Here is a 22543-nt window from a genome sequence, read left to right on the forward strand (position 1 = left end):
GATGGGCCCAGATGAGGCCCTGCGAGGGGTGTGAGATCCAAAATGGCCGGAAAAACAATCTGTATCTTCGACCATTTTCGTCGAGAGTATCAATTACCTCAGAATTTTGGGGTTATTCAGACTCTCCTTAGTTCCAGACAGCCTCGTGAATAGATTGGAAGGCATGAGGCAGCCCTGTGTCGCCTTGCTGGCTTCACTGCTCCTGTTGTTTTAGAAAACAGTACTAGGAAAGGTGGAGTCGGCCTTTGCCAGGAAAGGGAATCAATGAATAGCTGTTTATCACTAATCGACCTTTGCGGAAGGTGGGATTCTTGTCTATAGAACAATAGATACTCAGGAGGAGTATGGTCGATAGTGTCAGGTTGTAAACCGTGAAGTTGCTTTCTAGCCGTGACTTCGTTCAACAAGGCTCTAAGCGCCATACGTCGTATATCCTATCTAACTTCCTATACCCACCCTTCAGTGAGGATGGAATCATGAGCACTGAAAAAAACAATGTTGCGCTACTCGACGAAGCCTACCGCTACTGGAACGACAACCGCGAAAAAGCCTTTGAGAAATGGATGGAGCTGATGGACGACAATGTCCACTTTAGATCTATGGCTGAAGGTGCTCCCGGTATGGAATTCACCAAAGCCTGTACTTCCAAAAGGGAATTACTCGACTATTTCGAGGTTCTGGCCAACGAATGGGAAATGCTTTACTACAAAGTAGATGAATTCGTTGCCCAGGACGACCGCATCGTCGCGATTGGCAACACCGGTTGGGTCAATCGCAGAACGAGGAAGCGGGTGGACACCCCCAAAGTCGATGTTATCCGGATGAAGAATTCGAAGATTGTGGAGTTTTTTGAGATTTATGACACGGCTAAGGTGCTTGGGGCGGCTCGGGAGTGAAGTTTATATGGTTGTTGACGGCGGAGTTGAACTTTTTCAACTTCACCGCTCTTGATAAGAAAGGAGTATAGGTATCCCCCGTATATAGGGGGATATTCGCAATTGCCCGTTTTTAGGCTAAAAGTCAGTTATGTATCATGATCCACTTTATATCCTGAGAAGATGCTTCTGTGTTACAGCTATCTTCTACCGCAAAGGAGACTCTTTTTTGGTTACTATGGGCTGTTAGTGCAACACTTAGAATCCCCTTGCCGGCTTCTGTGTTTAGAGAGGTGCACAGTCTATCAAGAGTGTTACAGCTAGCTTTGTTTGGAATTGCTTCATTTAGATAAACACATGCCAAATTTAAATAGTTCTGTGCTAATACCGTTTTTACAGTAACGTTCTCTATCTGAGTGGAGTTTGCCAATGGTGAGGAGAGCAGGCTATATGCCAATAAAATCTTAATGTATTTATTCATGAATTTTCACATGTGATTGTCAATAAATGTTCTATTGTAGTGATACATATCTATAAAGAGAGTGGAAGTCAGACGTTATAAAGGGAAAATCCTTCTCAAATTAGCCGCAGATTGTATCGGTTAACTAAGGCATCGAATCCATTAGCTTTCAATTATCATCGAGCAATTAAGATTCGAACCAAGCCAGTCATTTTAAGGGCTGCATAAAGTCTAATACAACCAGATTGAACTTTTTAATGATTCAAGTTTTGTCGTTGCATTAATCAATTGCTGGATTACTTACATAGCTCCCTTTTTTCGCCATAGAATGATTCCCTATTGTTCTTTGCTTTAGTTTCCTCGACGAGGATATATCCGAGAGGGGCGAGCTAATCTTTCGGATAAGGTCACTTGCCCAAAAAATCAACCTCAGTTCCTATGAGTTGTTTCGGGCAGTTCAAGTGGTCTGTGTCATGTAACAGTATTTTCAACCGGCGACCCATTCAAAAGAGACCCCCTAAAAAACTCCCCACCTTCAAATGGTTCAAAAATTTCGATTGTTTAAATCGAAAAAATTGAACCAATTCTCAGTCCGGTTCTCTAAAAGATTCTCATGTTTACTAACAAAAATACTAAGCGGCATGAGAAAACTATTAAGGTAATTGTAGGGAGTTATGCACGTGAAAATACGTGAAATCATAGTAGGCACAGGCATTGCCGTGACCTCTCAAATGGCGTTCGCTGAAATACCGGTAGGTTTGTTTAATCTTGCCGGAAAAGACAGTGGGCTCTGTTTTCAGAAAACCGAGGCAATGGGGGTGGTTCAACAGGCTTGTTCTGCCGAGTCGCTGTTGTGGAATTCGCAACAGAACCCTGATGGAAGTTACCGCCTGGTGACGAATGTCGGGGAGCAGGAATATTGCCTTAATGTTCCTGGTGCGAGTGGGGCAGACGTCAAGCTGGGCGACTGTTCGGTCACAAAGCCGTTGAATATAGCGCCATTGAGGGATGGTTATAGGATAACTGAAGTCGGGACCGGGCTCTGCCTGAATATCGCGGGCAACAGACTCACAGCAGGGGCGAAGCTGATTCAGTTCGGCTGTACAACAGGCGATAACGAGAAGCTCGACTTCAAACCGGCTGCCAAAACGTTGGTCGGGGAATGGAGTGATACCTTCGAGCTTGGCCTGGTGGCTATAGCATCAGCGATTCTGCCTAACGGGCAGTTGTTGTTCTGGTCTGGCTCTACGCCGATCAGTTTCCATGGCGACGACATTACCTACACTGGAACCTTCAACCCCAAAGGAGAAGACGATGGACTTTCTCATTATGTGGTGAAAGATACTTATGAGATGTTTTGTCCAGCTACGGTGATGGACCGGGATGGTTCCCTATTGATAATGGGGGGCGGAGGAGACCAGTCCAAACGAGACTATGTGGTTTCCTATGATGCAGAAGCTAACGAGTGGGTTAGGGAAAGCAATCTTGTGATACCGCGTTGGTATAACAGCGCTGTTATCCTGGGGGATGGTTCTGTATTTACTGTTGGTGGGGATGGAGATGGTGATCCCAAGCACTCCAACATGGAACAGATTGGTGAAATCTGGAATCCTATTACCCGGGAATTCAAACTCCTGACCGGAACAATGGATATCGGCGCACAAAACTCTCAATATTTTCAGAATATTGGGAACTCGGATTATGGCATAGCTCGTGCGCAATACTACCGCAAACTCGCTATCATGCACGACGGCAGTATTCTGGAATACGCGCCATATAAGAACTTCGTGCGCCACACTGTAGAAGGAGAGGGCAGCTCTACGTTGACTAACACCGGCCGCCAAGATGGACCGAAATACATTCAGGGAGCAACGAATGTCCAGTACAGTGCCGATAAGGTGTTGCTAATGGGCGGGAACGCTGCATTTGGTGTCGAAGACTATAGTGATGAAAAGGGCGAAATTGACACATTCCCCTCGCTTTACTCTGTCTATGAAATCGACCTGAAAACCGGTGTGTCTGTTCGCAAGGAGAACATGCATCATGGGAGGTATTATGCCAACTCGGTAGTGATGCCGGACGGTAATGTCTTCACTGTGGGCGGTTCCCGGGACAGTCACCTGTTCGATACCAGCGAAGCGGTATATACGCCGGAAATATACGACCCGGTGAAAGATGAATGGATGGACGTTGTGCAGCAGCAGGAACCAAGGAACTACCACTCAACTGCAGTCCTGCTTCCAGACGGAAGAATCTGGGTCGCTGGTGGTGGTGCCTGTGGCGATTGTGATTTCAACTACACCACAGCGGAAATTTACAGTCCACCATACCTGTTTAAAGGCGAACGCCCGGAAGTGTCCCTCGTCAACTCGGGGCCTGCTGGATATAACGGAAAAATTGGGTATAACAAAATTTTCGATATCCGCTCTGAACAGGCCATCAGCTCTGTATCACTAATCCGTTTGTCTGCGGTCACCCACTCTTCCAATACCGATCAACGACGTATCGAATTGGATATGAATGACTTGGGCAATGACTACTACCGACTGACCACACCATTAAACTCAAACATTGCGCCTCCGGGATACTATATGCTGTTCGCCCTTAACGAGAATGGCGTGCCCTCAGAAGCGAAAATGGTGAAGCTGGAAAATTGATTTGATGAGTTCCTGACGGAGCGAATCGTCAATATTGAATTCATTGAGAGATGAACCAAAAGGCCAGGGTTACTGGCCTTTAACATATTTTAAAGAGGGAACTATTTATGAAAGCATGGAAACCTGTTGATGAGCTTATCAACGAACTGAAGACAATTTCTGATATAGAATTAGGTGGTCCAGCATCGCCTGAAACGATCATGCAGGTAGAAAGGAAATTAGGCGGTAAATTACCAGTAGAGGTTGTGACTTTCCTCGGTAAATACGGCCAGGTTTTTCTAAACGATGAATCTATTTCAGGAATCTATGACAACGATGCAGAAGAAGAAAGTAACGGAACAATCGTTGGTGATACGGAAGAATGCAGAAAGTTTTTTGGGCTTCCAATAGGCTTCGCCGTTGTTGAATATCATTCGGGAGATTATTGTCTGTGCGTGTCTCTCACGGAAGAAGCTCAAGTCTCCAGTCCTGTTCTTGACTACAACGTCTTTCAACGTAAGTTTGAAGAACATCCTTTGTACGATAGCTTTCTGAAATATTTAATTTCTTATCTAACTCAAGCAGTAGAGATCAATATTGACTAAATTAGGGATGTTCTAACTAGCTAATGTGGAATGCATTATTCTTGCTATGAATTTTTGATTTTATCGTCCGTTGCCAGGCCGACTCAGGCCTCATGTAATACAGGGGGCATTAGGCGAGTGATGCTTTTCCATGCTAGCCGACCTTTCATAGCTTGCCTGTTAACCCTCGCATTAATAACATAGCCCAGATTGGGGTCTGGGCTATGTTGACCGTTTTTTAGCAAAGAAATTACTTCTGGTGAGGCGTTGTAAGTGAACAGTTTGAATTCACAAGATAAAGCAAATGAATGGATGCTACTTCAGAACCAGTTTGACAGTTACGAGAAATACTCGTTGATCATCAAGTTGGCGAATGTGGCAATACTGAGTGGCGCTTATCTGACTCAGCATATTAGTGTGTTTGTTATTGCTCTCCTGTTGGTAATGTGGCTTCAGGATGCGATATGGAAAACCTTCCAGTCCCGTATCGAAACCCGTCTGTTGCAGCTGGAAGCCGGGTTGCAAAACGAGAGTGACGCAAAGGCATACCAGTTTAACAGTGAATATCTAAAAACACGGCCCGGAACTGTTGGGCTCGTGATGGAGTATTTACGACAGGCAGCCAGGCCGACAATTGCGTTTCCACATGTTGTGCTTGTTCTGATGTCAGTTATTCAGTTAATCTGAAGTGATAAAAATAATGCGACTATATAATCGCACTGCACTGCCAAAACCGTTAAATTTAGAGGCACATAAATATTTATGTTGGTTGTAAAGTATTATGATCTATGGCTTTAATGCATGATGTTAATTGGCAAAGAGTGGAAGCGGGATACATATTTCCGACAATGAAATTAAGGCTGCTTTTACATAGGGATATACTAAATTTTACCTACAGGTATGCTTACATATAATACCTGCAGTCTAAGTTCTCGACATGCTATCAGTACTCAGGAATGTCACAGGTACATTACGTTTGGTTGTCAAATTGTTGGTCAATTGAAAATGTTTTGGCTATAACAAACTGAGGGAATCTAAGTTAGAAGGAGGAAAGGAATATGAAACTGACAAACTGGAATGTTGAATGGATGAATCACTGGTTTTCTCCAGACTCTCAGAATCCTGCATGGAGAAAAAGTGCCGAGATTAGGGGGGTAAGTGATATTAATGCGCTTGCTACCCGAGTGGCCAATGTGATCGAATCGATTGATCCAGATGTGCTGTGTATCCAAGAAGGCCCCTCTCGATATTCAGAAGCTGAGTTATTTATTAATGATTACTTGAATGGGGCATATGAAATATTCGGTCCCTCCGGTTCTGGTCAGCAAAAAATGTATGTTCTAGTCAAAAGAGGCGGAACTGTTCAGGCCGTAAATCGTGCCACTCAAAATCCCTTCGTTCCATTTGATGAGCCATGGGCTGTAGATATCAATGGTGATCAGCATTTGGATGAATATGAATTTACCCGAGAGCCTTTGGTAGTGGACGTGACGCTCACAGATGGGCGGGAAATTCGGGTTATTAACGTGCACTTGAAGTCAAAGTATGTACATAACGGTGAACGGCTATGGTCTGATTCAGCTCAGCGTCAGGAGTTTATAAGCAAGGCCTTATTGGCTCGTCGTCGTATTTCTGCTGAAGCAATGAGAGTTCGTGAATATCTAAATGTGTTATTAGAGCAAGATCAAAATCGCTCTATCGTAGTATGTGGCGACTTCAATGATGGTCCAGGTTCAGACTACTTTGAGCGCCATTTTTTAACGCACAACTTGGTTGCGATGCTCGCAGGAAATCCATTTAGGCCTCAATACATGATGAGACATGGTTTTATAGACAGAGTTCAAGCTGGCGATAATTACACGGTAATATTTGATGACTTCGTTGATCTAGTTGTAGATCGAAAAATTCTGCTCGATCATATCCTTGTATCGCCTGGGTTATTTTCTAGCCTGACAGATGGTGGTATTGAGCATGTGGCATTTAATGCCCAGGTCGATAACACGGCAGTCGACCGACAAAAATATCCGAGTGATCATCGTCCTCAATCCATTGAAATAGCATAGGTTCCTGAGAACTATATTATAGTTAGCTGAAATGAGTCTCAGACGAGGTACGGTAATAATTGAAAAAGAAGGGATTTCTGTACATTTTGGCTAATAGTACCTTTTCAGAAGGTGTCTATAAGATTGGTAAAACTACTCGGAGGCCAGAAATTAGAGCCTGGGAGCTTTATGAGAAATCGTCGGGGATACCAGAGCCATTTGATATTGTCCATCAGCGCTTAGTCAAAGATTGCCATGAAGCTGAAAGGTTAATTCATGAACGTCTAAAGGAATATCGAATAAACGAATACCGAGAATTTTTTAAGCTTTCACTTGTTGAAGCTAAGGCTAAAGTAAACCAGGTCGTGTATTTTATAAATGAGAATTTAGAGTACAACGAAAAAATAGCTAGTAATGAAAAGGTTACGATTATATGTCGTCAGTGTCGTAAGAAAAATAAATTGCCAAAGTATGCATTACAACTTTCCCTCAAGTGCGGTAACTGTAAACGCAAGCTTGTAGTTTAGGGGAGTATATAATGAATAATTTAACTTTGGTGGCGTTATGACCTAAAAATCTGTTGATGAAGGAAAATATACATTCTTACGTTGATGTAAAATATACTGAGCTAGTGAATAAATATTGCAAAAAGCTAACTTTGTAGAGTTCATTGGTATAGCTTGGTAGTTGGTATTAAGCCAAGGGGTAGCCCTATATGACGGTCACATTATGAGATAAGGCCTGTCCTGAGCACTTAAAGGACTAATGAGGTACAAATCTGTCTGCCATAAAATCAATCCGCAGCAATACTAAATCACCCTTCCTCCGATATTTCGATTACACTGCACTTATGTTTTGTCACCTTCGGAGTTTCCATGAGTCAGCCTGATAATCGTTCCTGGTTAAATGAATTGCCCCCCGCCTTTGAAGCCTATCGCAGCGGCCGTAAATTGGATGAAGTGGAATGTATTGTTCCTGATCTAAACGGTATGTCCCGCGGTAAGGCGATGCCGATGAACAAGTTTTCGCCTAGTAACCCGGTCTTTCTGCCGATTTCCATTTTTTATCAGACCATTACCGGTCAGGATGTTGAGATGGATATCAAGAACCAGTGGGCTGAGAGCGATATGGTTCTGGTGCCGGATATGTCAACGGCGATGGCGGTACCATGGGCGAAACAGGCCACTTTGCAGATTATTCATGATCTTTATGACCGCGATGGCAAGCCGATCTCCTGTGCGCCGCGGAATGTGCTGAAACATGTTATTGGCTTGTATCAGGAACAGGGTTGGAAACCCGTGGTTGCACCTGAGCTTGAGTTCTATCTGACTCAGCCGAATGTTGATCCCAATGAACCGATAGAACCTCCGGTTGGTCGTACAGGGCGTTCTGGTACTGCACTGCAGTCATACTCTATGTCGGCTATTGATGAATATGGTCCGGTGATCGATACCATATACGACTACGCCGAAGCTGCCGGTCTGCACATAGACTCTGTGATTCAGGAAGACGGGGCTGGTCAGGTAGAGTTCAACCTGACCCATGGTGATCCATTGCTATTGGCGGATCAGGTCTTTTACTTCAAGCGCATTATCAAGGAAGCGGCGCTCAATAACGGCATGTTTGCCACCTTTATGGCCAAACCCATGCGTGATCAGCCGGGGAGTGCAATGCATGTCCACCAGAGTGTGGTGGATCTCAATACCGGCAAGAATATCTTCTCTGATGAGCAGGGGAACGCCAGCGAACTGTTCCGTTACTTTATCGGCGGTACCCAGAAGCATCTGATTGAAGTCATGCCTTTCATTGCCCCGAATGTAAACTCATATCGACGCTTTGAGTCGGATACAAATTCCAGTGCCCCCACCAATATTTCCTGGGGCTACGATAACCGCGCCACAGGCTTAAGGGTTCCCAACTCCGAAGCGCAGGACCGTCGATTGGAAAATCGTGTTATCGGTGTTGATACCAACCCTTACCTGTCGATTGCTGCCAGTCTGGTCTGCGGATATCTGGGAATGATCAATAAAATCGAACCGGGCCCAGCCATAGAAGGAGAGCCGGACGAGAACCAGGATGATGCCCATTCATATATCCCGGCGACGTTCAATGAAGCCTTGCGTCTCTTTGGCAAAGCGAAAGAGATCCATAAGGCACTGGGTGAGGACTTCTGCCAGCTATACGCTGAGGTGAAAAAAGAGGAACTGCGACAGTTTCACCGGGAAATTTCGCCGTGGGAGCGTGAGCATTTGTTGTTGAATGTGTAAAACTCACGACTGAAAGTTTAAAGAATCGGTTCAAGCCTTGTGTGGGCGCTTTCAACCCTGCATGGGAGTGACTGGTAAGGCTTGAACCCTTGGAATTTATCTCTCTAAATGGATGAGTCGGCAGATTGGCTAACAGACTCCAAGATCGTAGCGGCCCGGAATCCATATTCAGTTTCAGGGAATTTGTAGGTGATGTATTTTAATACTGAATAGGCTGTTTGGACGTCCCCTAGTTTTTGAAAGCTTAGTGCTTTCAAGAAGAGAAGCTGAGATTTTTCTTCATCGTTGTAATCGTACATATGCATTGATCGTTCAACGATTTCTATGGTGTCTTCGTAGTCCCCATCGGAATAGTTATTACTGGCACGAATCATCGCGCCATCCTTCACCATCGATGAACATCCACTCAGACCCAAAAGAAGTGTCAGAAAAATAACTCCATAAATACGACGCATTCTATACCCTCTAATTAGCGTGAACAGGCCCTTATGTTCTCGTGAACTATTGCAATAAAAAATGGAGGCTGGAGTATAAGTGACAAGGATGCAAATTTCTTGCTTCTTCTATTTCCAGTCGATGCCAACAGTGCTGTAGGAGAAAAAGCAAGAAATATGGATATATACAACCTTATCTCCAAGTTCATGTCCTGTTTCAGTGAGGACATTGAAACCATGGGAGGCTCAATTGAGCAGGCGGAAGCGTCTTTATATCGCTATCGTGGACAAACTCACTACCTTGATACGGCGATAGCTATATCCCTATATCTCATTGAAAATGGACGAGACCAGGAAAGAGCATACGCCTGTTTAACCGATGCTATGTTCCATAAAGCCTATTGTGGTGGTATGGACTATAAAAAGATTCCCTTGATAAAGTCGTACCACTTTGTCTGTGAAGGATTGAGCCGCTTCCCTGATAGTCCGGACTTGGCTGCCATCAAATCCATGTTTCTCCTGAATATTGGTTCTTCAATGGAAGTTACCTCGTCTCAAGATCCCTCCTCTAACTGGAGAGAGCTCTTTGCTTTGGGAGTGTGCTACGCCCTTGAGCTGGAGCATGAGAAAGCGGAGAGCATATTATTGAGAGCCTTTTTCTATGCTCCGGAGTTAAAGAAGCCATTTATTATTAATCACATAGGAGTTGTGCTTGATTGTCTTGGGCAAGGCGAGCGTTCTGCTCAATATTACAAACATGCGATCGCTTTAGATCCTGATTTCGCCTGGCCTTTCTATAATCTGGGGTTACATGCTGAAGACGTAGGAGACGTTAGCTTGGCCAAGGAATACTCACAAGAGGCGCTAAGCAGGATGGACTTTGAGTATGCTAACGATTTGTATGATAGAACCAATGAATAGTGTACGAGATAACTTCTAAATAGAAAGAAAAAGGGCTTCGACAAGCTCGGCCCTATTGGTTAAGAGTTGGGAAAATGGCTTTGTTCCATATTGAACACTCTATATGACTCCCTGGCCAATTAAAGGTATAGGGGCATTCCCGTGCTAATATAGACACTGTTTATTGTGGTCGCCTGGTATGCCGGGAGGGTGTGAAGCATGAGTACAAATAACGTTATGAAACCCCATGGGATACAGGCGGCTTTTGCCCGGTATACGTCGGCTTTTCAGTCGCGCTTTTCCCGTTTGTCACTGCAGAACCGGATGATGGTATTCCTGGTGGTTCTGGTGTTGTTTCAATCAGTTGTGCTGAGTGGTTTTACCCTGCAGTTTGTTGCGAGAAACCTGGAAGAGCAAATGGGGCGGCGGGCGTTGCAGATGGCTCACACGGTATCGCAGATACCACAGGTGATTGAAGGATTGCAGAAACAGGATCTGTCCCTCGTTCAGCCGCTGGTGGAAAACATTCGGGAGAAGACCGATGCTGCCTTTATTGTGGTTGGGGATACCGAGGGGATTCGATATTCCCACCCTCTTGAAGATCGGTTGGGTAAACGGATGGTCGGCGGGGACAACGCCCCCGCGCTTGTCGAAGGTCAATCCTATGTGTCCAAGGCGGTAGGAAGCATGGGGCCATCCATGAGGGGCAAAGCGCCGGTGTTTGATGAGCAGGGGAATATCATCGGTCTGGTGTCAGTCGGGTATATGCTCAATCAGGTGGAGCAAACGGTTGGTCGCTATCAATCTGCCGTGGAAGTGGTCTCCCTTTTGACCATCGGGCTGGGGATTTGGGTGGCTATCGGTATCACCCGTTATGTAAAAAGCGCGATTCTGGGATTGGAGCCAGAAGAAATCGCACGCCTGTTACAGGAACGTGATGCCACCCTGGAATCTGTAAGGGAAGGAATCATCGCTATCAATGCCGATGGGGAGATCATGACAATCAACAAGGCTGCGATTGATACCATGGACCTGCCGCGCAGCCAGATCTGTAAAGGCCGGCCGATCAAGGATGTGCTGCCCCATGGCGAAATCGCCAATGTCCTGCAGACCGGGCTGCCACAGTATGACCAGGAAATTGTGAGGAACAACCGGGTGTTTATCGTCAACCGTATCCCGATCATTATCGGTGAACGAATTGCCGGGGTAGTGTCCAGCTTCCGGGCCAAAGACGAGATCGATAAACTCACCAACCAGATTCAGCACCTGGAAGAATACTCTGATCTGCTGCGTTGTCAGGCGCATGAATACTCCAACAAACTGAGTACTATTGCCGGATTGATCCAGATTGGTGCTCCGGACCGGGCAATTGAACTTATCAATCAGGAAACCAGTACCCATCAAAACCTGATTCAGTTCCTGGTTGAAGCGGTACCAGATCCAGTGCTTTCCGGTTGTCTGCTGGGCAAATTCAATCGCGCCAGAGAGTTGGGCTTAACTCTGGAAATTGACCGGGAAAGCCATATGGTGGATGTTCCTGAATCCATGTCTCGGGATGAACTTGTATCCGTTTTGGGGAATCTTCTGGATAACGCATTTGAAGCCACATTAAGACGCCCGGATACCCCACGTGAAGTGCGCTTGAGCATGACCGACTTAGGGAATGACCTGATCTTTGAAATTGAAGACAATGGATCCGGTATCAGCCCTGAGATTCGCGATGAGATATTCGTTAAAGGTGTCAGCCAGAAAAACATTGAAGGCCACGGCATAGGCCTCTATCTTGTTAAAACCATTTTGGACAATCTGAATGGCGATATTGTGGTCGAAGATGGTGAAATCGGGGCGCGGGTGACTGCCTACATCCCCAAGAATAAGGCCGGCCAGACCGAGCCTGCTTAAGAATTAGAAGTAGATATGTACAGGCTGAGCCTGCTTTCTGAACTATTGATACTACAGCCTGGGCCCGCTTTCTGAAGTATAGATAGTACAGCCTGAGCCCGCTTTCTGAAGTATAGATAGTACAGCCTGAGCCTGTATCAGACGTAGAGCCTGTAAAAAAGTATATCGATAAACAGCAATAGTTAATGAACCAAGACTCTGACATGACAAAACTGACGGTAGTAATCGCGGAGGACGACCCACAAAACGCTGAAATTCAGCGCCGTTTCCTGGAACGGTTGCCGGAATTTGAGGTGGTGGGTATCGCTCATCAATTGGATGAGGCCAAGGATCTGGTGGAGGTGATGAAGCCAGACTTGCTATTGCTTGATGTGCATTTTCCCGGCGGGAATGGATTGGAATTTCTGCGAGGACTCAGAGCTGACAATCAGGCAACTGATGTGATTCTGATTACAGCCTCCAAGGAGGCCTCTGCTGTGCAGGAAGCCCTGAGAGGAGGGGTCTTCGACTATATATTGAAGCCGTTGGTATTTGAACGTCTGAAAGAAGCATTGGACCGCTACAGTGATCATCACCGTAAAATTTTGGGACTCAGCAATGTTCAACAAGAGGATGTAGACCACCTGTTGCCGCGTAGTGGCGGGGTTAGCAAACCCCAGCGGTTGCCAAAAGGCATTGACCAGCTGACTTTGAAAAAAGTACGCGAAGTATTCGAACAATCACCTAAAGCTTCGTTCAGCGCTGAGCATGTGGGGGCGGAAGTCGGCGCGAGTAGGACGACGGCCCGACGATACCTGGAATACCTGGTTTCGACGAATGAATTGCAGGCGGATGTGGTATATGGCACCGTAGGTCGTCCAGAGCGAATGTATAGTCTTGTCAGCTAGGCTGTATAAATAAATCAGATCACCCCGGTGGCGATTACCACCCGGTTACGGCCACCACTTTTGGCTTTATACAGTGCTCCGTCTGCTTCAGTGTAAAGCTCGTTAAAGGTCGCGTTACAGCCGTGAGTCGCCATGCCAATAGAGGCGGACAGCTGGATATAGCTCCCTTCGAACTGAAGCGGATGCTGGAAAATTTCCTGGCGGGTTCTGTCAGCGATCTTTGAAGCGGTTTCCTGATCGGTATTGCTGAGAAAAATGGCGAATTCCTCCCCACCAATACGGCCGAGAATATCGTACTGACGAAGGCTGTTCCGGATAAGCTGTGCCACATATTGTAATGCGGCATCTCCCGCCTGGTGCCCATAGGTATCGTTGATAGCCTTGAAATGATCAAGATCCAACAGGGCCATTGTCATGGAGGTTCCTGTCCGTCGGCAGCGGCTGAGTTCGGAATCCACCGAGCTGACAAAGCTGCGCCGGTTGGCCACTTTGGTGAGCTCATCCGTCAGTGCGAGTCGATTCAGCTCTACTATCGAATTTTGTAGAGAGTGCTCCAGAGTTTTCTGTTTGGTGATATCTTTTGCCTGAACCAGCATTTCACCCAGTTCGTTGCACTGCTCTGAAAACAGGAACCAGCGCCCATCTATCATATCCACTTCAAATATGCGGAATGCTCGTGAACGCCTTAATTGATGGGCACTCTCGATAAAGTCTTCAATCGCCTTCTGGTCCAGGCGGACACCTTGCTGTAGGGAGTGGGCATGGCGTAAGAGGTCGGCAAAGCGTTTGCCGATAGCATCCTCCTGGCCGTAGCAGAACAATTCGGCAAACGGAGAGTTGCAATATGTGAGAACATCTTCGTGATTGAATACGGCATAGCCGTCCTGGCTTCGTTCAATAAAATCCCGCAATTGCTTTGGATTTGGTGAAGATAGCCTTGCCATATCACTGAGCCTGCTTCAGGGCCATGATGTCTTTAATACTAGGCTAATTAAGCCACAGGTCAAAACACTGAATAGATACTGAGGGTTTGTAAGCTGGGCTCAGTGCGATGAGCGCTAATTAGGTCATGAAGCGAGAATCCGTACCGGAATAAGTGGTCAGTTCAGAAGTTACTTTCGTATTAGGCTCAACACCCCCTAAGTCTGTTGAAAAGAATAATACCTGGAATGGGAAGGAGATCGAGCATGACCAAATCCATCATTATGGCAGTAAGCATCCTGTTTGCAGGAACCGTCTGGGCTGCCGGGAAGACGGTGGTATACAGCGTGAATGGGCAGGACTACGAAGGCTATTATGCGTATGCCGGACCTCAAGCGCCTCTGATCCTGCTTATGCATGATTGGGACGGCCTGACTGACTATGAAATGCAGCGTGCTGATATGCTGGCAAAACTGGGTTACAGCGTGTTTGCCGCGGACCTGTTTGGAGCCGGAGTGCGTCCGACAAAGGTTGAGGACCGGAGGCAGCATACCGGAGAGTTATACAAAGATAGAGCCAAAATGCGGGCATTAATGGAAGGTGCTCTGAGTGCAGCCAGGGGGCAGGGAGGGAACATCAACAATGCAGTGGCCATGGGCTATTGCTTTGGTGGCGCTGCTGTATTGGAGCTTGCTCGTTCGGGGCGGCCCATGAAAGGCTTCGCCACATTTCATGGGGGCCTGACAACGCCGGAGGGACAGGATTACAGCAAAACCTCTGCACCGGTGCTGATCATGCACGGCTCAGCGGATACAGCCATCACTATGGAAGACTTTGCTGCTTTGGCCATGGATCTGGAAAAAGCCGGAATAAAGCATGAGATGATTACCTATAGCGGAGCGCCTCATGCATTTACCGTGTATGGTTCAGATCGGTATCGAGCAGATGCCGATTTGAAATCCTGGAACCGTTTTACGGCGTTTCTAGTTGAAGTCACAAGATAATGCTCCATATTAAGCATTATCATAGGACGAGAAGCGCCAGTGATGGATGATTAACAAGCTACTGAAAAAGGAGTGAAATTATGGGCTTTGCACCTTCAACCATGCAGGTCACCAGTCCATCTTTTGAGAACCATGGAACCATTCCAAGCAAATTTACCGGGGAAGGCGAAGACGTTTCTCCTGAAATTCGCTGGAGTGGGGCTCCTGAGGGGACAAAGGGTTATGCCGTGATCTGCCATGACCCTGATGCACCGTTGGTGTCGGCCAATGGTACTTATGGTTTTGTTCATTGGGTGCTGTATAACATACCCGGTGATGTCAGCGCCCTTGAGGAGGCGGTGCAAAAATATACCCAGGGATCGAATAACTTTGGCAAGCATGGCTATGGTGGACCGATGCCGCCGAACGGTCATGGCACCCATCTATATTATTTCTGGGTTCTGGCACTGGACTCCGCGACGGTGCTCCCCGAAGGTTTAACCATGTGGCAATTGCTGAAAGAAGTGGAGCCCCATGTGTTGGGCATGAGCCGGTTGATTGGTTCGTATAAACGGGACTGATCAAAATTTATCGTCGGCGTTATAGATCAGGGAGTGTCCTGCACTCCCTGAGACTTTGAGAGCCTTCCTGAACCAATTTCCCTGTCTCAAACTGTCACAAACCGGTACCAATGCGGGTATCTCCCAGACTGTTTTTTTCCTAAACTCTTGCCACAGTCATCGTGGAGTTTTGTGCTTGAATGAAAACTACCTATGCCAGTTGTGATCAGGTATACCACCTGTTGTTAGTCGAGGATGATGAAGAGCTGTCCTCGTTGATACAGGATTACCTGCATAAAAATGGATTTGAGGTGACCTGCGTACGGGACGGCCGGGAGGCCGTCGGGGAAATCAGCCGGCTAAATCCGGATCTCGTGATACTGGACGTTATGCTCCCCGGGCTTTCTGGCATGGATGTATGCCGTCAGGCACGTACTTTTTATTCCGGTCTGATCCTGATGCTAACGGCGCTGGACGAAGATATGGACCAGATGCTTGGGCTGGAGCTGGGGGCTGATGACTATATTATTAAACCGGTGCAGCCGCGCTTGTTGCTGACCCGTATTCGTGCTCAGTTGCGTCGGGTCCAGTTGACCATGGAGACCACGGGACAGGTCCATACACCAACGGTTGGTGCCGGGCAAACCAGCAGTAAAACCGGGGTTATCAGCGTACCTCCGCTAACGATCGATTTACGTAATCGTTCAGTTCTTCTTGATGGATATCCTGTTGACCTGACCACCGCCGAGTTTGACCTGCTGCATCTGCTGGCCCAGTCACCTGGCGAAGTGGTGGATCGCGATACTATTCTCCAGACCTTGAGAGGGTTTGATTATGATGGATTGGACCGCTCTATCGATCGCCGGGTATCACGTTTGAGACAGAAACTGTTGACGGATTCCGAGGCGGCTGAATTGATCAAAACCGTCCGTGGCAAGGGCTATCAGTTGTGCGTGGGCTAGTCAATGATGTGTGGTCTAGTGTTGTCCGGAGACGGTGACTTTTCATGTTAAGAGCGTTTTTTCGCCTTCTTCTGTTTATTCTTGTGCCAATTGTTCTGGCAATCTACATGGAGTCTTACAACCCGGTTTACTGGGCTCAGAAACGGACTGCCACTTACTTCTTCACTTCCTTGATCAGGGGACATTTTTCCTGATAGAAGATCGCCTGGAGGAGATACCTGAATCCCTATGGATGGAGAAGACAGACGAATGGGGCCGGCATTTTGGCTACGAGTTGAAAATCGATACATTGGAGGAGGCGTCAGAGCGGTTCGGCCAGACAGAAAAGTTGCGTGGCGGCGAGTTTGTTTTTGCCAATGATGATGACAGCGGTTTTTTGATTCGTCGATTCAAAGACAGCGATTACGCCATCGTTCTTGCCCTGGAGGAAACCGATAGAGAGGAGACCTCCAGAGCGGCCAGTGGGACGCTGTTTCTACTGAAAGACTACTTTGCAAGGTTCCCTGAAGCGGAGTGGCCGGTGCAACTATCCAAGTTGCAGGCAGCATTTGATTTCCCGTTAGAGCTGACGACCCGGGAAGAACTGGCTACCAGTGAAGAGCATTCATTGGATCAGGAAAGACTGTCCGAAATCGATCGACTGGGATATACCTGGGTGGATATGGATAACGATTCGTCGATATTTTATGTGGCAATGGGGAACCCGCGAACGGTTCTGATTGCCGGCCCAACGTTTCCGACCTCGAATATACTGTTTATCCTGATTACCACGCTGGTGGTGACAATGTTGTTGGTCATTTCCCTGGCGTTGCTGTCATGGTTGTTTCCGTTGTGGCGGGATCTGAAAAAGCTGGATCTGACGGCACAGGAGTTTGGTACCGGTCATTTGGAAAGACGAGTTGATATTCGGAAGAGTTCAATTGTTTCCCGTCTGGCACTTTCCTTTAACAGCATGGCAAACAGCATTCAGAAGCTCATTCGTTCCCACCAGCAGTTAACCAATGCGGTGGCTCATGATCTGCGCACCCCCCTGGCACGTTTGCGCTTTGCTGTTGAAATGCTGGAGTCGGAAGAATGTACCGATGAGGAGCGGGTCCGTTATCGTAAAAGCGTCAACAACAGTATCGGTGTCCTGGAGGATCTCATTGATCACCTGTTGGTGTACTCCCGTTATAGCAGGCAGGCTGACATTAATCACTTCAGTCATACTGATCTGAGTGCCCTGATCAGGGAGGAAGTGGAAATGCGGGAAGAGGAGAATGGTGGGTTGAGATGTGAGTTCGTATGTGACGAATCCATGAAGCAACGCACTGTTTGGGCCGATCCACGGGCGGTGACCCGGGCACTGGATAACATGCTCAGTAATGCCTGTCGTTATGCCAGAGCCCGTATTCAGGTGTCGCTCCATCAGCGGGCTGGAAACTGTTACCTGAGGGTAGAGGATGATGGCCATGGCATTCCGGAGGCAGATCGCGAGCGGATATTGCAACCTTTTGCCCAACTGAACAATCCCGAAAGGGGCAGTAGCTCCGGGCACGGATTGGGATTGGCAATCGTCAGCCAGATCGCCCAATGGCATGGTGGTCGCCTCCGCATATTTGATTCCAGTCTGGGAGGAGCCGGGTTCGAGGTATCATGGCCGCTCAGCCCCTGAAAGCTGTCTTTTTCTGGTTTCGGAATACCTGGGAAACACAGTCTCCTGACCCCGGAGTACTTGAGAAACGTTTTTTACTGATATTGGAATACGTTTTCTGATATTGAATAAATTTCCAGGTATCGGAATAGGTTGCCCGATATTGGAAAAAGCCTCCTGAAATTGAACCGTGTTTCCTGCTATTGAAATAGGCTTTATGGCAGTAGAAAAAGTGTCACATTGCCGGTCGTTTTGTCCCCTTTCCGTCACAGATCGTTCCATTCCAGCCACATACTTTGCCTGTCTCTCGATCTAGCATTCTCGTGACAAGTGTTCATTTTGAAACTGCATGGAGTACAGAGGATGACAAGCAAAGCGTATGTGAGATTGGCCGGGTCCGTATTGGCAGCGTCTTTCCTGACGGCATCATTCGCCCACGGGGCTGACTACAGTGTGGGAGGACGATTGGGGACTCAGGGGATCGGTGCCAGTCTGACCCAAAAACAGGACTGGAGCCTGACCGACGGTGATCAATTGCAGCTCCGCTTTCTGGTGGTGGGATTGGATGTGAACGACATTGATGATTTGGAACTCAACGGAAGAGACTACAAGGGAGACATCAGTAGTTATTCTCTGCAGGGCGGAGTTGACTGGTATCCGTTCTCCGGGCGCTATACAGATAACTTCTTTTTCTCTACGGGATTAACCTATTTCGATAATGACATAAACGGCACGAGTAAAGACTATCTGAGTGCCAATATTGGTGGAACGTCGGTGACATCGGCCGATAGGGTGAAACTGAATGCTGACATTGAGCAGTCGTCTTTAGCGCCTTATCTGAGTATGGGGTGGGGGAACCGGATTCGGGAAGAGGGTGGATTGTCTTTCCAGGCTGAGCTTGGGTTTATGGCGCCCTTCAGCGATGCTGATGTAAAGCTGACTGCGACTGATCCGGGCAGCCGGTTATCGGCACAAAATCTGGAGCGCGAGAGACAGAGAATCGAAGACGACCTGGGTGATATCTACGGATTTTTATCAGTGGCGGTGACTTATCAGTTCTAGGGCTATTCGTTTCCAGGTGCTATTTGTTTCTAGGTTCTATCAGCTCCAGGTGCTATCAGTTCTAAATGCTACTGGTTCTAAGTGCTACCAGTTCTGATTCAAAGTAGCTTTAGCTTCTGGCAGTTCTGGTTTTTGTACGGAGATAAAAAAAAGGGCGTGACCTCAGGTCATGCCCTCAAAACCAACGCGGGGGTAACCGCATGGGACTTGGTATAAACGATAAGCTTATTCCTGCATGGAAGCGCCGTATCCAAGCGTTTTCTGGCGATATCTTTTCCACATGCCGCTGGCAATAGGTGCTACAAGAACAAAGGCGGTAATACTGAATATGGTCAGCGTGATCGGGCGTTCCCAGACAAAGCTGTAACTACCGTCGCTGATCAGCAAGGCCCTTCTCAGGTTATCCTCCAGCATGCCTCCGAGGATAAAGCCCAACAGCAATGGAGCCAGTGGGAAATCCAGCAGGCGGAAGATAATCGCCAGCACGGTAATGATTACCATGATCTGAATATCCGCACTATTGAATGACACCAGATAAACGCCGGTGATAGAGAATAGTAGGATCATGGGAACCAGAATCTGGCGGGGTACTGCAAGCAGCCGTGAAATATAGGGAATCAACGGCAAGTTCAGAATCAGCAGTACGATATTGCCCACGTACATGGAAATGATTACAGACCAGAATACTTCAGGGTTGTCCAGAAACAGCCTGGGACCTGGTTGAATGCCATAAGATATCAAGGCTCCCAGCATAATGGCGGTAGTCCCTGATCCGGGAATGCCCAGAGTCAGAAGAGGGACAAAAGAGCCGGAAGAAGCAGCGTTGTTGGCCGCTTCCGGAGCGGCAAGACCTTTCAGACTACCCATGCCGAACTTGAGTTTCTCTTTGGCTTTGGCCAGATTTCTTTCGAATCCATAGGCGAGAAATGCAGCGATTGTGGCACCTGCACCGGGAAGAACCCCCACAAAGAAGCCGAGCACGGAAGATCGGGCGATAACCGGGGCGACCTCCTTCACTTCTTCTTTAGTGAGCTTCATGCTGCCCAGATTGCTCATGGCATCCTCATCAGCTTCAGCGTTTTCATCCGGCTTCAGGATGGACATCAACGCCTCGGCTAAAGCGAAGGTCGCCATCGCCAGTAACAGGAAGCTGATACCGTCGACCAGATCCATACGACCGAAAGTAAAACGGTCGACACCGGAAGAGCGATCGGTACCGATGGTGGAAATCATTAAGCCGAGAACGGTCATCAGCAAGGCTTTCAGTATGTTGCCCTTACCTGAGAACGCAGCAACCGCGCTAAGGCCCAGGACCATCAGGGCAAAGTAGTCTGCCGACTGGAAACTCAGGGAAACCGACGCTAGTGCCGGTGCGGCGACCAGCAGGAATATGGCGGACACTGTTCCCCCGGTAAATGAAGCATAGGCGGCCAGGGCCAGGGCTTTACCTGCGTGTCCCTGCTGGGCCAAAGGGTAGCCGTCGAAGGCGGTGACCACGGTGCCGGAGCATCCGGGGGCATTGATCAATATGGAAGACGTGGAGCCGCCAAATATTGCGCCATAGTACACACCGGCCATCAGGATGATTCCGGAGGCCGGGTCGAGGCCATAAGTAATGGGGATCATCAGCGCAATGGCCGAAATCGGGCCGAGGCCCGGCAGCATTCCGATGAACGTCCCTACGAAACAGCCGATAAATACCATAAACAGGTTGATCGGCATGGTGGCAGTGGAGAGACCGGTAAGAATACCATCTAACATGATTTAACCTCCCAACAGGCTGAACAGCCTGCCCGGTGCCAGATAGATGTCCAGTAACTGGGTCAGACAGAACCAGGACACCCCGACAAATGGAATGGATACGCCGAACAGGATCTTGGGACGTCTTTCTCCCATGATCCGAAAACCGGCGATCAGGAATAATGCCGTACTGACAACGAATCCTATCCAGTCCAGGATCAGGCCATAGATCACCATGACGACCAGCAGGGCAAGGACAGGCTTCCAAGCCAACTGCTGCAGATTCAGTGGCTTTAACGTTGCTGCGGAACGCCAGGACGCCAGCACAAAGAAAAAGGATAGAACGGAGCCCAGTGCGCTCAGGACATAGGGCATGGAACGGGCATTGATCGGTTCGAACTCTTCTCCCGGCAGCAACGCGATGTCGGTGGCGTAGTAGCCGTAAGCTAGAGAGAAGACTAAAAACACAAGCCCGGCAATCTGATCTCTGGAGATGGTCATAGCTACCTCGGAGAGGATGTGTTCAGACAGGATGGTTGAGGTAATGAAGGCAGAGTCGGAGATGTCCGCGCTCTGCCTTGATCCTTATTGATTTATTGCAGGAATCCGAGTTCACGCATCAGCGTGCCCAGTTCTTCTTCCTGTTGTTCGAGGAAAGTGTAGAAATCCTCTGGAGCTTTGTAGTCGTTTACCCAGCCGTTACGTGCACGTACAGTTTCCCACTCATTGGTATCCTGAACTTTGGCCAGTACAGCGGCGTATTCGTTGACTTTATCTTTGGCAAGGCCGGGGGCGCCAAAGTAACCGCGCCAGTTGGCGAATACGGTACCGTTACCCAGTTCTTTCAGGGTAGGCACGTCTGGTGCCGCTTTCACCCGGCTAGGGGCTGTCGTCACCAGGATACGGACCTGGCCGGCACGGGCCATTTCCAGAGCTTCACCGAGGCCGGTGGAAAGCAGTTCTGTTTCGCCTCCCAGAAGAGCTGCCATGGCTTTACCGCCGGCATCGTAAGGGATGTAACGAATTTGGCGAGGGTCAATTCCTTCGGCCTTGGCTGCAGCGGCGGGAACCAAGTGGTCCAGGCTGCCTTTAGAAGAGCCGCCGGCAATCTTAACGGAGCGTGGATTCTTTTTCAGATCCGCAACCACGTCAGTCCAGGATTTGTATTTGGAATCATTGGTAACGATCAGAGCCTGATAGTCGGCGATGATGCCGGCAATCGGAGTAAGATCACGGAAAGACTGAGGGAATACTTTCGTCAGGGAACGGACAACAATCGGAGTGGAATTGACCATGATGGTGCCATCCTGTTGATCCGCCGTCTCGATCAGGTGTGCGATTGCTTTACCGCCGCCACCGCCGGACATATTTTCATAGGAAACCGTCTTTACCAGACCGGATTTGGTCAGGGCTTCTCCTGTGCCACGTGCAGTACCGTCCCAACCACCGCCAGCTCCGCCGGGAATCAGGATATGGAGTTCGTCAACTGCGAAAGCATTTACAGAAGAGGTGAGTGAAGCAACGCCGAGAACCAGGGCACCGGCAACAGACAGGGAATTACGAGAGAAGAATTTCAAATTCATTTTCAGTCTCCGCTTTTTTGTTTTTGTACTTATGTACGTGTATGGGATCTGACGAATAACGCCGTAGTGTCGACACTACGCCCAACAATTCGGAAACTGAATAATCTGTAAC

General features: G+C 48.0%; 20 protein-coding genes. 15 read left to right on the plus strand and 5 right to left on the minus strand.

Annotated elements, in window-relative coordinates; all coding sequences use genetic code 11:
- The first annotated feature begins 476 nt into the window (after positions 1-476).
- From BTA51_RS24125 to BTA51_RS24155, 7 genes are all read left to right on the plus strand, one after another.
- Complete coding sequence (locus tag BTA51_RS24125; protein ID WP_094711645.1) at positions 477-896, plus strand: nuclear transport factor 2 family protein; 420 nt, start codon at positions 477-479, stop codon at positions 894-896.
- Between the two features lie 1113 nt (positions 897-2009).
- Positions 2010-3992, plus strand: coding sequence for a galactose oxidase-like domain-containing protein (locus BTA51_RS24130; RefSeq protein WP_246841168.1), 1983 nt, complete (start codon positions 2010-2012; stop codon positions 3990-3992).
- 107 nt (positions 3993-4099) lie between these two features.
- Complete coding sequence (locus BTA51_RS24135) at positions 4100-4576, plus strand: SMI1/KNR4 family protein (RefSeq protein ID WP_094711646.1); 477 nt, start codon at positions 4100-4102, stop codon at positions 4574-4576.
- A 252-nt stretch (positions 4577-4828) separates the two neighbouring features.
- On the plus strand, positions 4829-5242 hold the full coding sequence (locus tag BTA51_RS24140) for a hypothetical protein (RefSeq protein ID WP_246841171.1): 414 nt from the start codon (positions 4829-4831) through the stop codon (positions 5240-5242).
- Positions 5243-5613: 371 nt separating this feature from the next.
- Positions 5614-6618 carry an endonuclease/exonuclease/phosphatase family protein gene (locus tag BTA51_RS24145; protein WP_094711647.1) on the plus strand — a complete coding sequence of 335 codons (1005 nt, stop codon included), beginning with the start codon at positions 5614-5616 and terminating at the stop codon, positions 6616-6618.
- Positions 6619-6677: 59 nt separating this feature from the next.
- Positions 6678-7124, plus strand: coding sequence for a GIY-YIG nuclease family protein (locus BTA51_RS24150; protein ID WP_094711648.1), 447 nt, complete (start codon positions 6678-6680; stop codon positions 7122-7124).
- A gap of 348 nt (positions 7125-7472) precedes the next feature.
- The gene (locus tag BTA51_RS24155; RefSeq protein ID WP_094711649.1) at positions 7473-8864 is read left to right on the plus strand and encodes a glutamine synthetase family protein; all 1392 of its coding nucleotides are present in this window, start codon (positions 7473-7475) and stop codon (positions 8862-8864) included.
- Between the two features lie 104 nt (positions 8865-8968).
- On the opposite strand, the gene BTA51_RS24160 is transcribed toward BTA51_RS24155, so the two are convergent.
- The gene (locus BTA51_RS24160) at positions 8969-9319 is read right to left on the minus strand and encodes a tol-pal system YbgF family protein (protein ID WP_141215669.1); all 351 of its coding nucleotides are present in this window, start codon (positions 9317-9319) and stop codon (positions 8969-8971) included.
- 156 nt (positions 9320-9475) lie between these two features.
- On the opposite strand from BTA51_RS24160, the gene BTA51_RS24165 reads away from it, so the two are divergent.
- The 3 genes from BTA51_RS24165 to BTA51_RS24175 all read left to right on the plus strand — a co-directional run bounded on the left by BTA51_RS24165 (position 9476) and on the right by BTA51_RS24175 (position 12987).
- A complete protein-coding gene (locus BTA51_RS24165) occupies positions 9476-10219 on the plus strand; it encodes a tetratricopeptide repeat protein (protein WP_141215670.1) in 744 nt (247 codons plus the stop codon).
- 198 nt (positions 10220-10417) lie between these two features.
- Positions 10418-12100, plus strand: coding sequence for a sensor histidine kinase (locus tag BTA51_RS24170; RefSeq protein ID WP_094711652.1), 1683 nt, complete (start codon positions 10418-10420; stop codon positions 12098-12100).
- A 203-nt stretch (positions 12101-12303) separates the two neighbouring features.
- Positions 12304-12987 carry a response regulator gene (locus BTA51_RS24175; protein ID WP_094711748.1) on the plus strand — a complete coding sequence of 228 codons (684 nt, stop codon included), beginning with the start codon at positions 12304-12306 and terminating at the stop codon, positions 12985-12987.
- A 14-nt stretch (positions 12988-13001) separates the two neighbouring features.
- Here the strand turns inward: BTA51_RS24175 and BTA51_RS24180 are convergent, their stop codons facing one another.
- Complete coding sequence (locus BTA51_RS24180; protein ID WP_094711653.1) at positions 13002-13931, minus strand: sensor domain-containing diguanylate cyclase; 930 nt, start codon at positions 13929-13931, stop codon at positions 13002-13004.
- Positions 13932-14174: 243 nt separating this feature from the next.
- Here BTA51_RS24180 and BTA51_RS24185 point away from each other — a divergent pair, with 243 nt between their 5' ends.
- The 5 genes from BTA51_RS24185 to BTA51_RS24205 all read left to right on the plus strand — a co-directional run bounded on the left by BTA51_RS24185 (position 14175) and on the right by BTA51_RS24205 (position 19108).
- Positions 14175-14912 (plus strand): dienelactone hydrolase family protein, encoded by a 738-nt coding sequence (locus tag BTA51_RS24185; protein WP_094711654.1) that lies wholly within the window; start codon positions 14175-14177, stop codon positions 14910-14912.
- Positions 14913-14992: 80 nt separating this feature from the next.
- A complete protein-coding gene (locus tag BTA51_RS24190) occupies positions 14993-15472 on the plus strand; it encodes a YbhB/YbcL family Raf kinase inhibitor-like protein (protein WP_094711655.1) in 480 nt (159 codons plus the stop codon).
- A gap of 179 nt (positions 15473-15651) precedes the next feature.
- Complete coding sequence (locus BTA51_RS24195; RefSeq protein WP_094711656.1) at positions 15652-16413, plus strand: response regulator transcription factor; 762 nt, start codon at positions 15652-15654, stop codon at positions 16411-16413.
- Positions 16414-16645: 232 nt separating this feature from the next.
- Positions 16646-18067, plus strand: a complete 1422-nt coding sequence (locus BTA51_RS24200) for an ATP-binding protein (protein ID WP_246841172.1) — start codon at positions 16646-16648, stop codon at positions 18065-18067.
- A gap of 342 nt (positions 18068-18409) precedes the next feature.
- The gene (locus tag BTA51_RS24205; protein WP_246841173.1) at positions 18410-19108 is read left to right on the plus strand and encodes a hypothetical protein; all 699 of its coding nucleotides are present in this window, start codon (positions 18410-18412) and stop codon (positions 19106-19108) included.
- A gap of 225 nt (positions 19109-19333) precedes the next feature.
- On the opposite strand, the gene BTA51_RS24210 is transcribed toward BTA51_RS24205, so the two are convergent.
- The 3 genes from BTA51_RS24210 to BTA51_RS24220 form a co-directional block, all read right to left on the minus strand.
- On the minus strand, positions 19334-20869 hold the full coding sequence (locus tag BTA51_RS24210; protein ID WP_094711657.1) for a tripartite tricarboxylate transporter permease: 1536 nt from the start codon (positions 20867-20869) through the stop codon (positions 19334-19336).
- Positions 20870-20872: 3 nt separating this feature from the next.
- Positions 20873-21349, minus strand: coding sequence for a tripartite tricarboxylate transporter TctB family protein (locus BTA51_RS24215; protein WP_094711658.1), 477 nt, complete (start codon positions 21347-21349; stop codon positions 20873-20875).
- A gap of 92 nt (positions 21350-21441) precedes the next feature.
- Entirely contained in the window at positions 21442-22431 is a 990-nt protein-coding gene (locus BTA51_RS24220; protein WP_094711659.1) for a tripartite tricarboxylate transporter substrate binding protein, read from the minus strand.
- Between the last annotated feature and the right edge of the window lie 112 nt (positions 22432-22543).

Source organism: Hahella sp. CCB-MM4, assembly GCF_002260525.1.
GTDB lineage: Bacteria > Pseudomonadota > Gammaproteobacteria > Pseudomonadales > Oleiphilaceae > Hahella.

Excerpts from the sequence above, each read along its gene's own strand:
- BTA51_RS24125 (WP_094711645.1), top strand. The coding sequence starts at position 477 with ATGAGCACTGAAAAAAACAATGTTGCGCTACTCGACGAAGCCTACCGC.
- BTA51_RS24130 (WP_246841168.1), top strand. The coding sequence starts at position 2,010 with ATGCACGTGAAAATACGTGAAATCATAGTAGGCACAGGCATTGCCGTG.
- BTA51_RS24135 (WP_094711646.1), top strand. The coding sequence starts at position 4,100 with ATGAAAGCATGGAAACCTGTTGATGAGCTTATCAACGAACTGAAGACA.
- BTA51_RS24145 (WP_094711647.1), top strand. The coding sequence starts at position 5,614 with ATGAAACTGACAAACTGGAATGTTGAATGGATGAATCACTGGTTTTCT.
- BTA51_RS24155 (WP_094711649.1), top strand. The coding sequence starts at position 7,473 with ATGAGTCAGCCTGATAATCGTTCCTGGTTAAATGAATTGCCCCCCGCC.
- BTA51_RS24160 (WP_141215669.1), bottom strand. The coding sequence starts at position 9,319 with ATGCGTCGTATTTATGGAGTTATTTTTCTGACACTTCTTTTGGGTCTG.
- BTA51_RS24165 (WP_141215670.1), top strand. The coding sequence starts at position 9,476 with ATGGATATATACAACCTTATCTCCAAGTTCATGTCCTGTTTCAGTGAG.
- BTA51_RS24170 (WP_094711652.1), top strand. The coding sequence starts at position 10,418 with ATGAGTACAAATAACGTTATGAAACCCCATGGGATACAGGCGGCTTTT.
- BTA51_RS24175 (WP_094711748.1), top strand. The coding sequence starts at position 12,304 with ATGACAAAACTGACGGTAGTAATCGCGGAGGACGACCCACAAAACGCT.
- BTA51_RS24180 (WP_094711653.1), bottom strand. The coding sequence starts at position 13,931 with ATGGCAAGGCTATCTTCACCAAATCCAAAGCAATTGCGGGATTTTATT.
- BTA51_RS24185 (WP_094711654.1), top strand. The coding sequence starts at position 14,175 with ATGACCAAATCCATCATTATGGCAGTAAGCATCCTGTTTGCAGGAACC.
- BTA51_RS24190 (WP_094711655.1), top strand. The coding sequence starts at position 14,993 with ATGGGCTTTGCACCTTCAACCATGCAGGTCACCAGTCCATCTTTTGAG.
- BTA51_RS24195 (WP_094711656.1), top strand. The coding sequence starts at position 15,652 with ATGAAAACTACCTATGCCAGTTGTGATCAGGTATACCACCTGTTGTTA.
- BTA51_RS24200 (WP_246841172.1), top strand. The coding sequence starts at position 16,646 with ATGGAGAAGACAGACGAATGGGGCCGGCATTTTGGCTACGAGTTGAAA.
- BTA51_RS24205 (WP_246841173.1), top strand. The coding sequence starts at position 18,410 with ATGACAAGCAAAGCGTATGTGAGATTGGCCGGGTCCGTATTGGCAGCG.
- BTA51_RS24210 (WP_094711657.1), bottom strand. The coding sequence starts at position 20,869 with ATGTTAGATGGTATTCTTACCGGTCTCTCCACTGCCACCATGCCGATC.
- BTA51_RS24215 (WP_094711658.1), bottom strand. The coding sequence starts at position 21,349 with ATGACCATCTCCAGAGATCAGATTGCCGGGCTTGTGTTTTTAGTCTTC.
- BTA51_RS24220 (WP_094711659.1), bottom strand. The coding sequence starts at position 22,431 with ATGAATTTGAAATTCTTCTCTCGTAATTCCCTGTCTGTTGCCGGTGCC.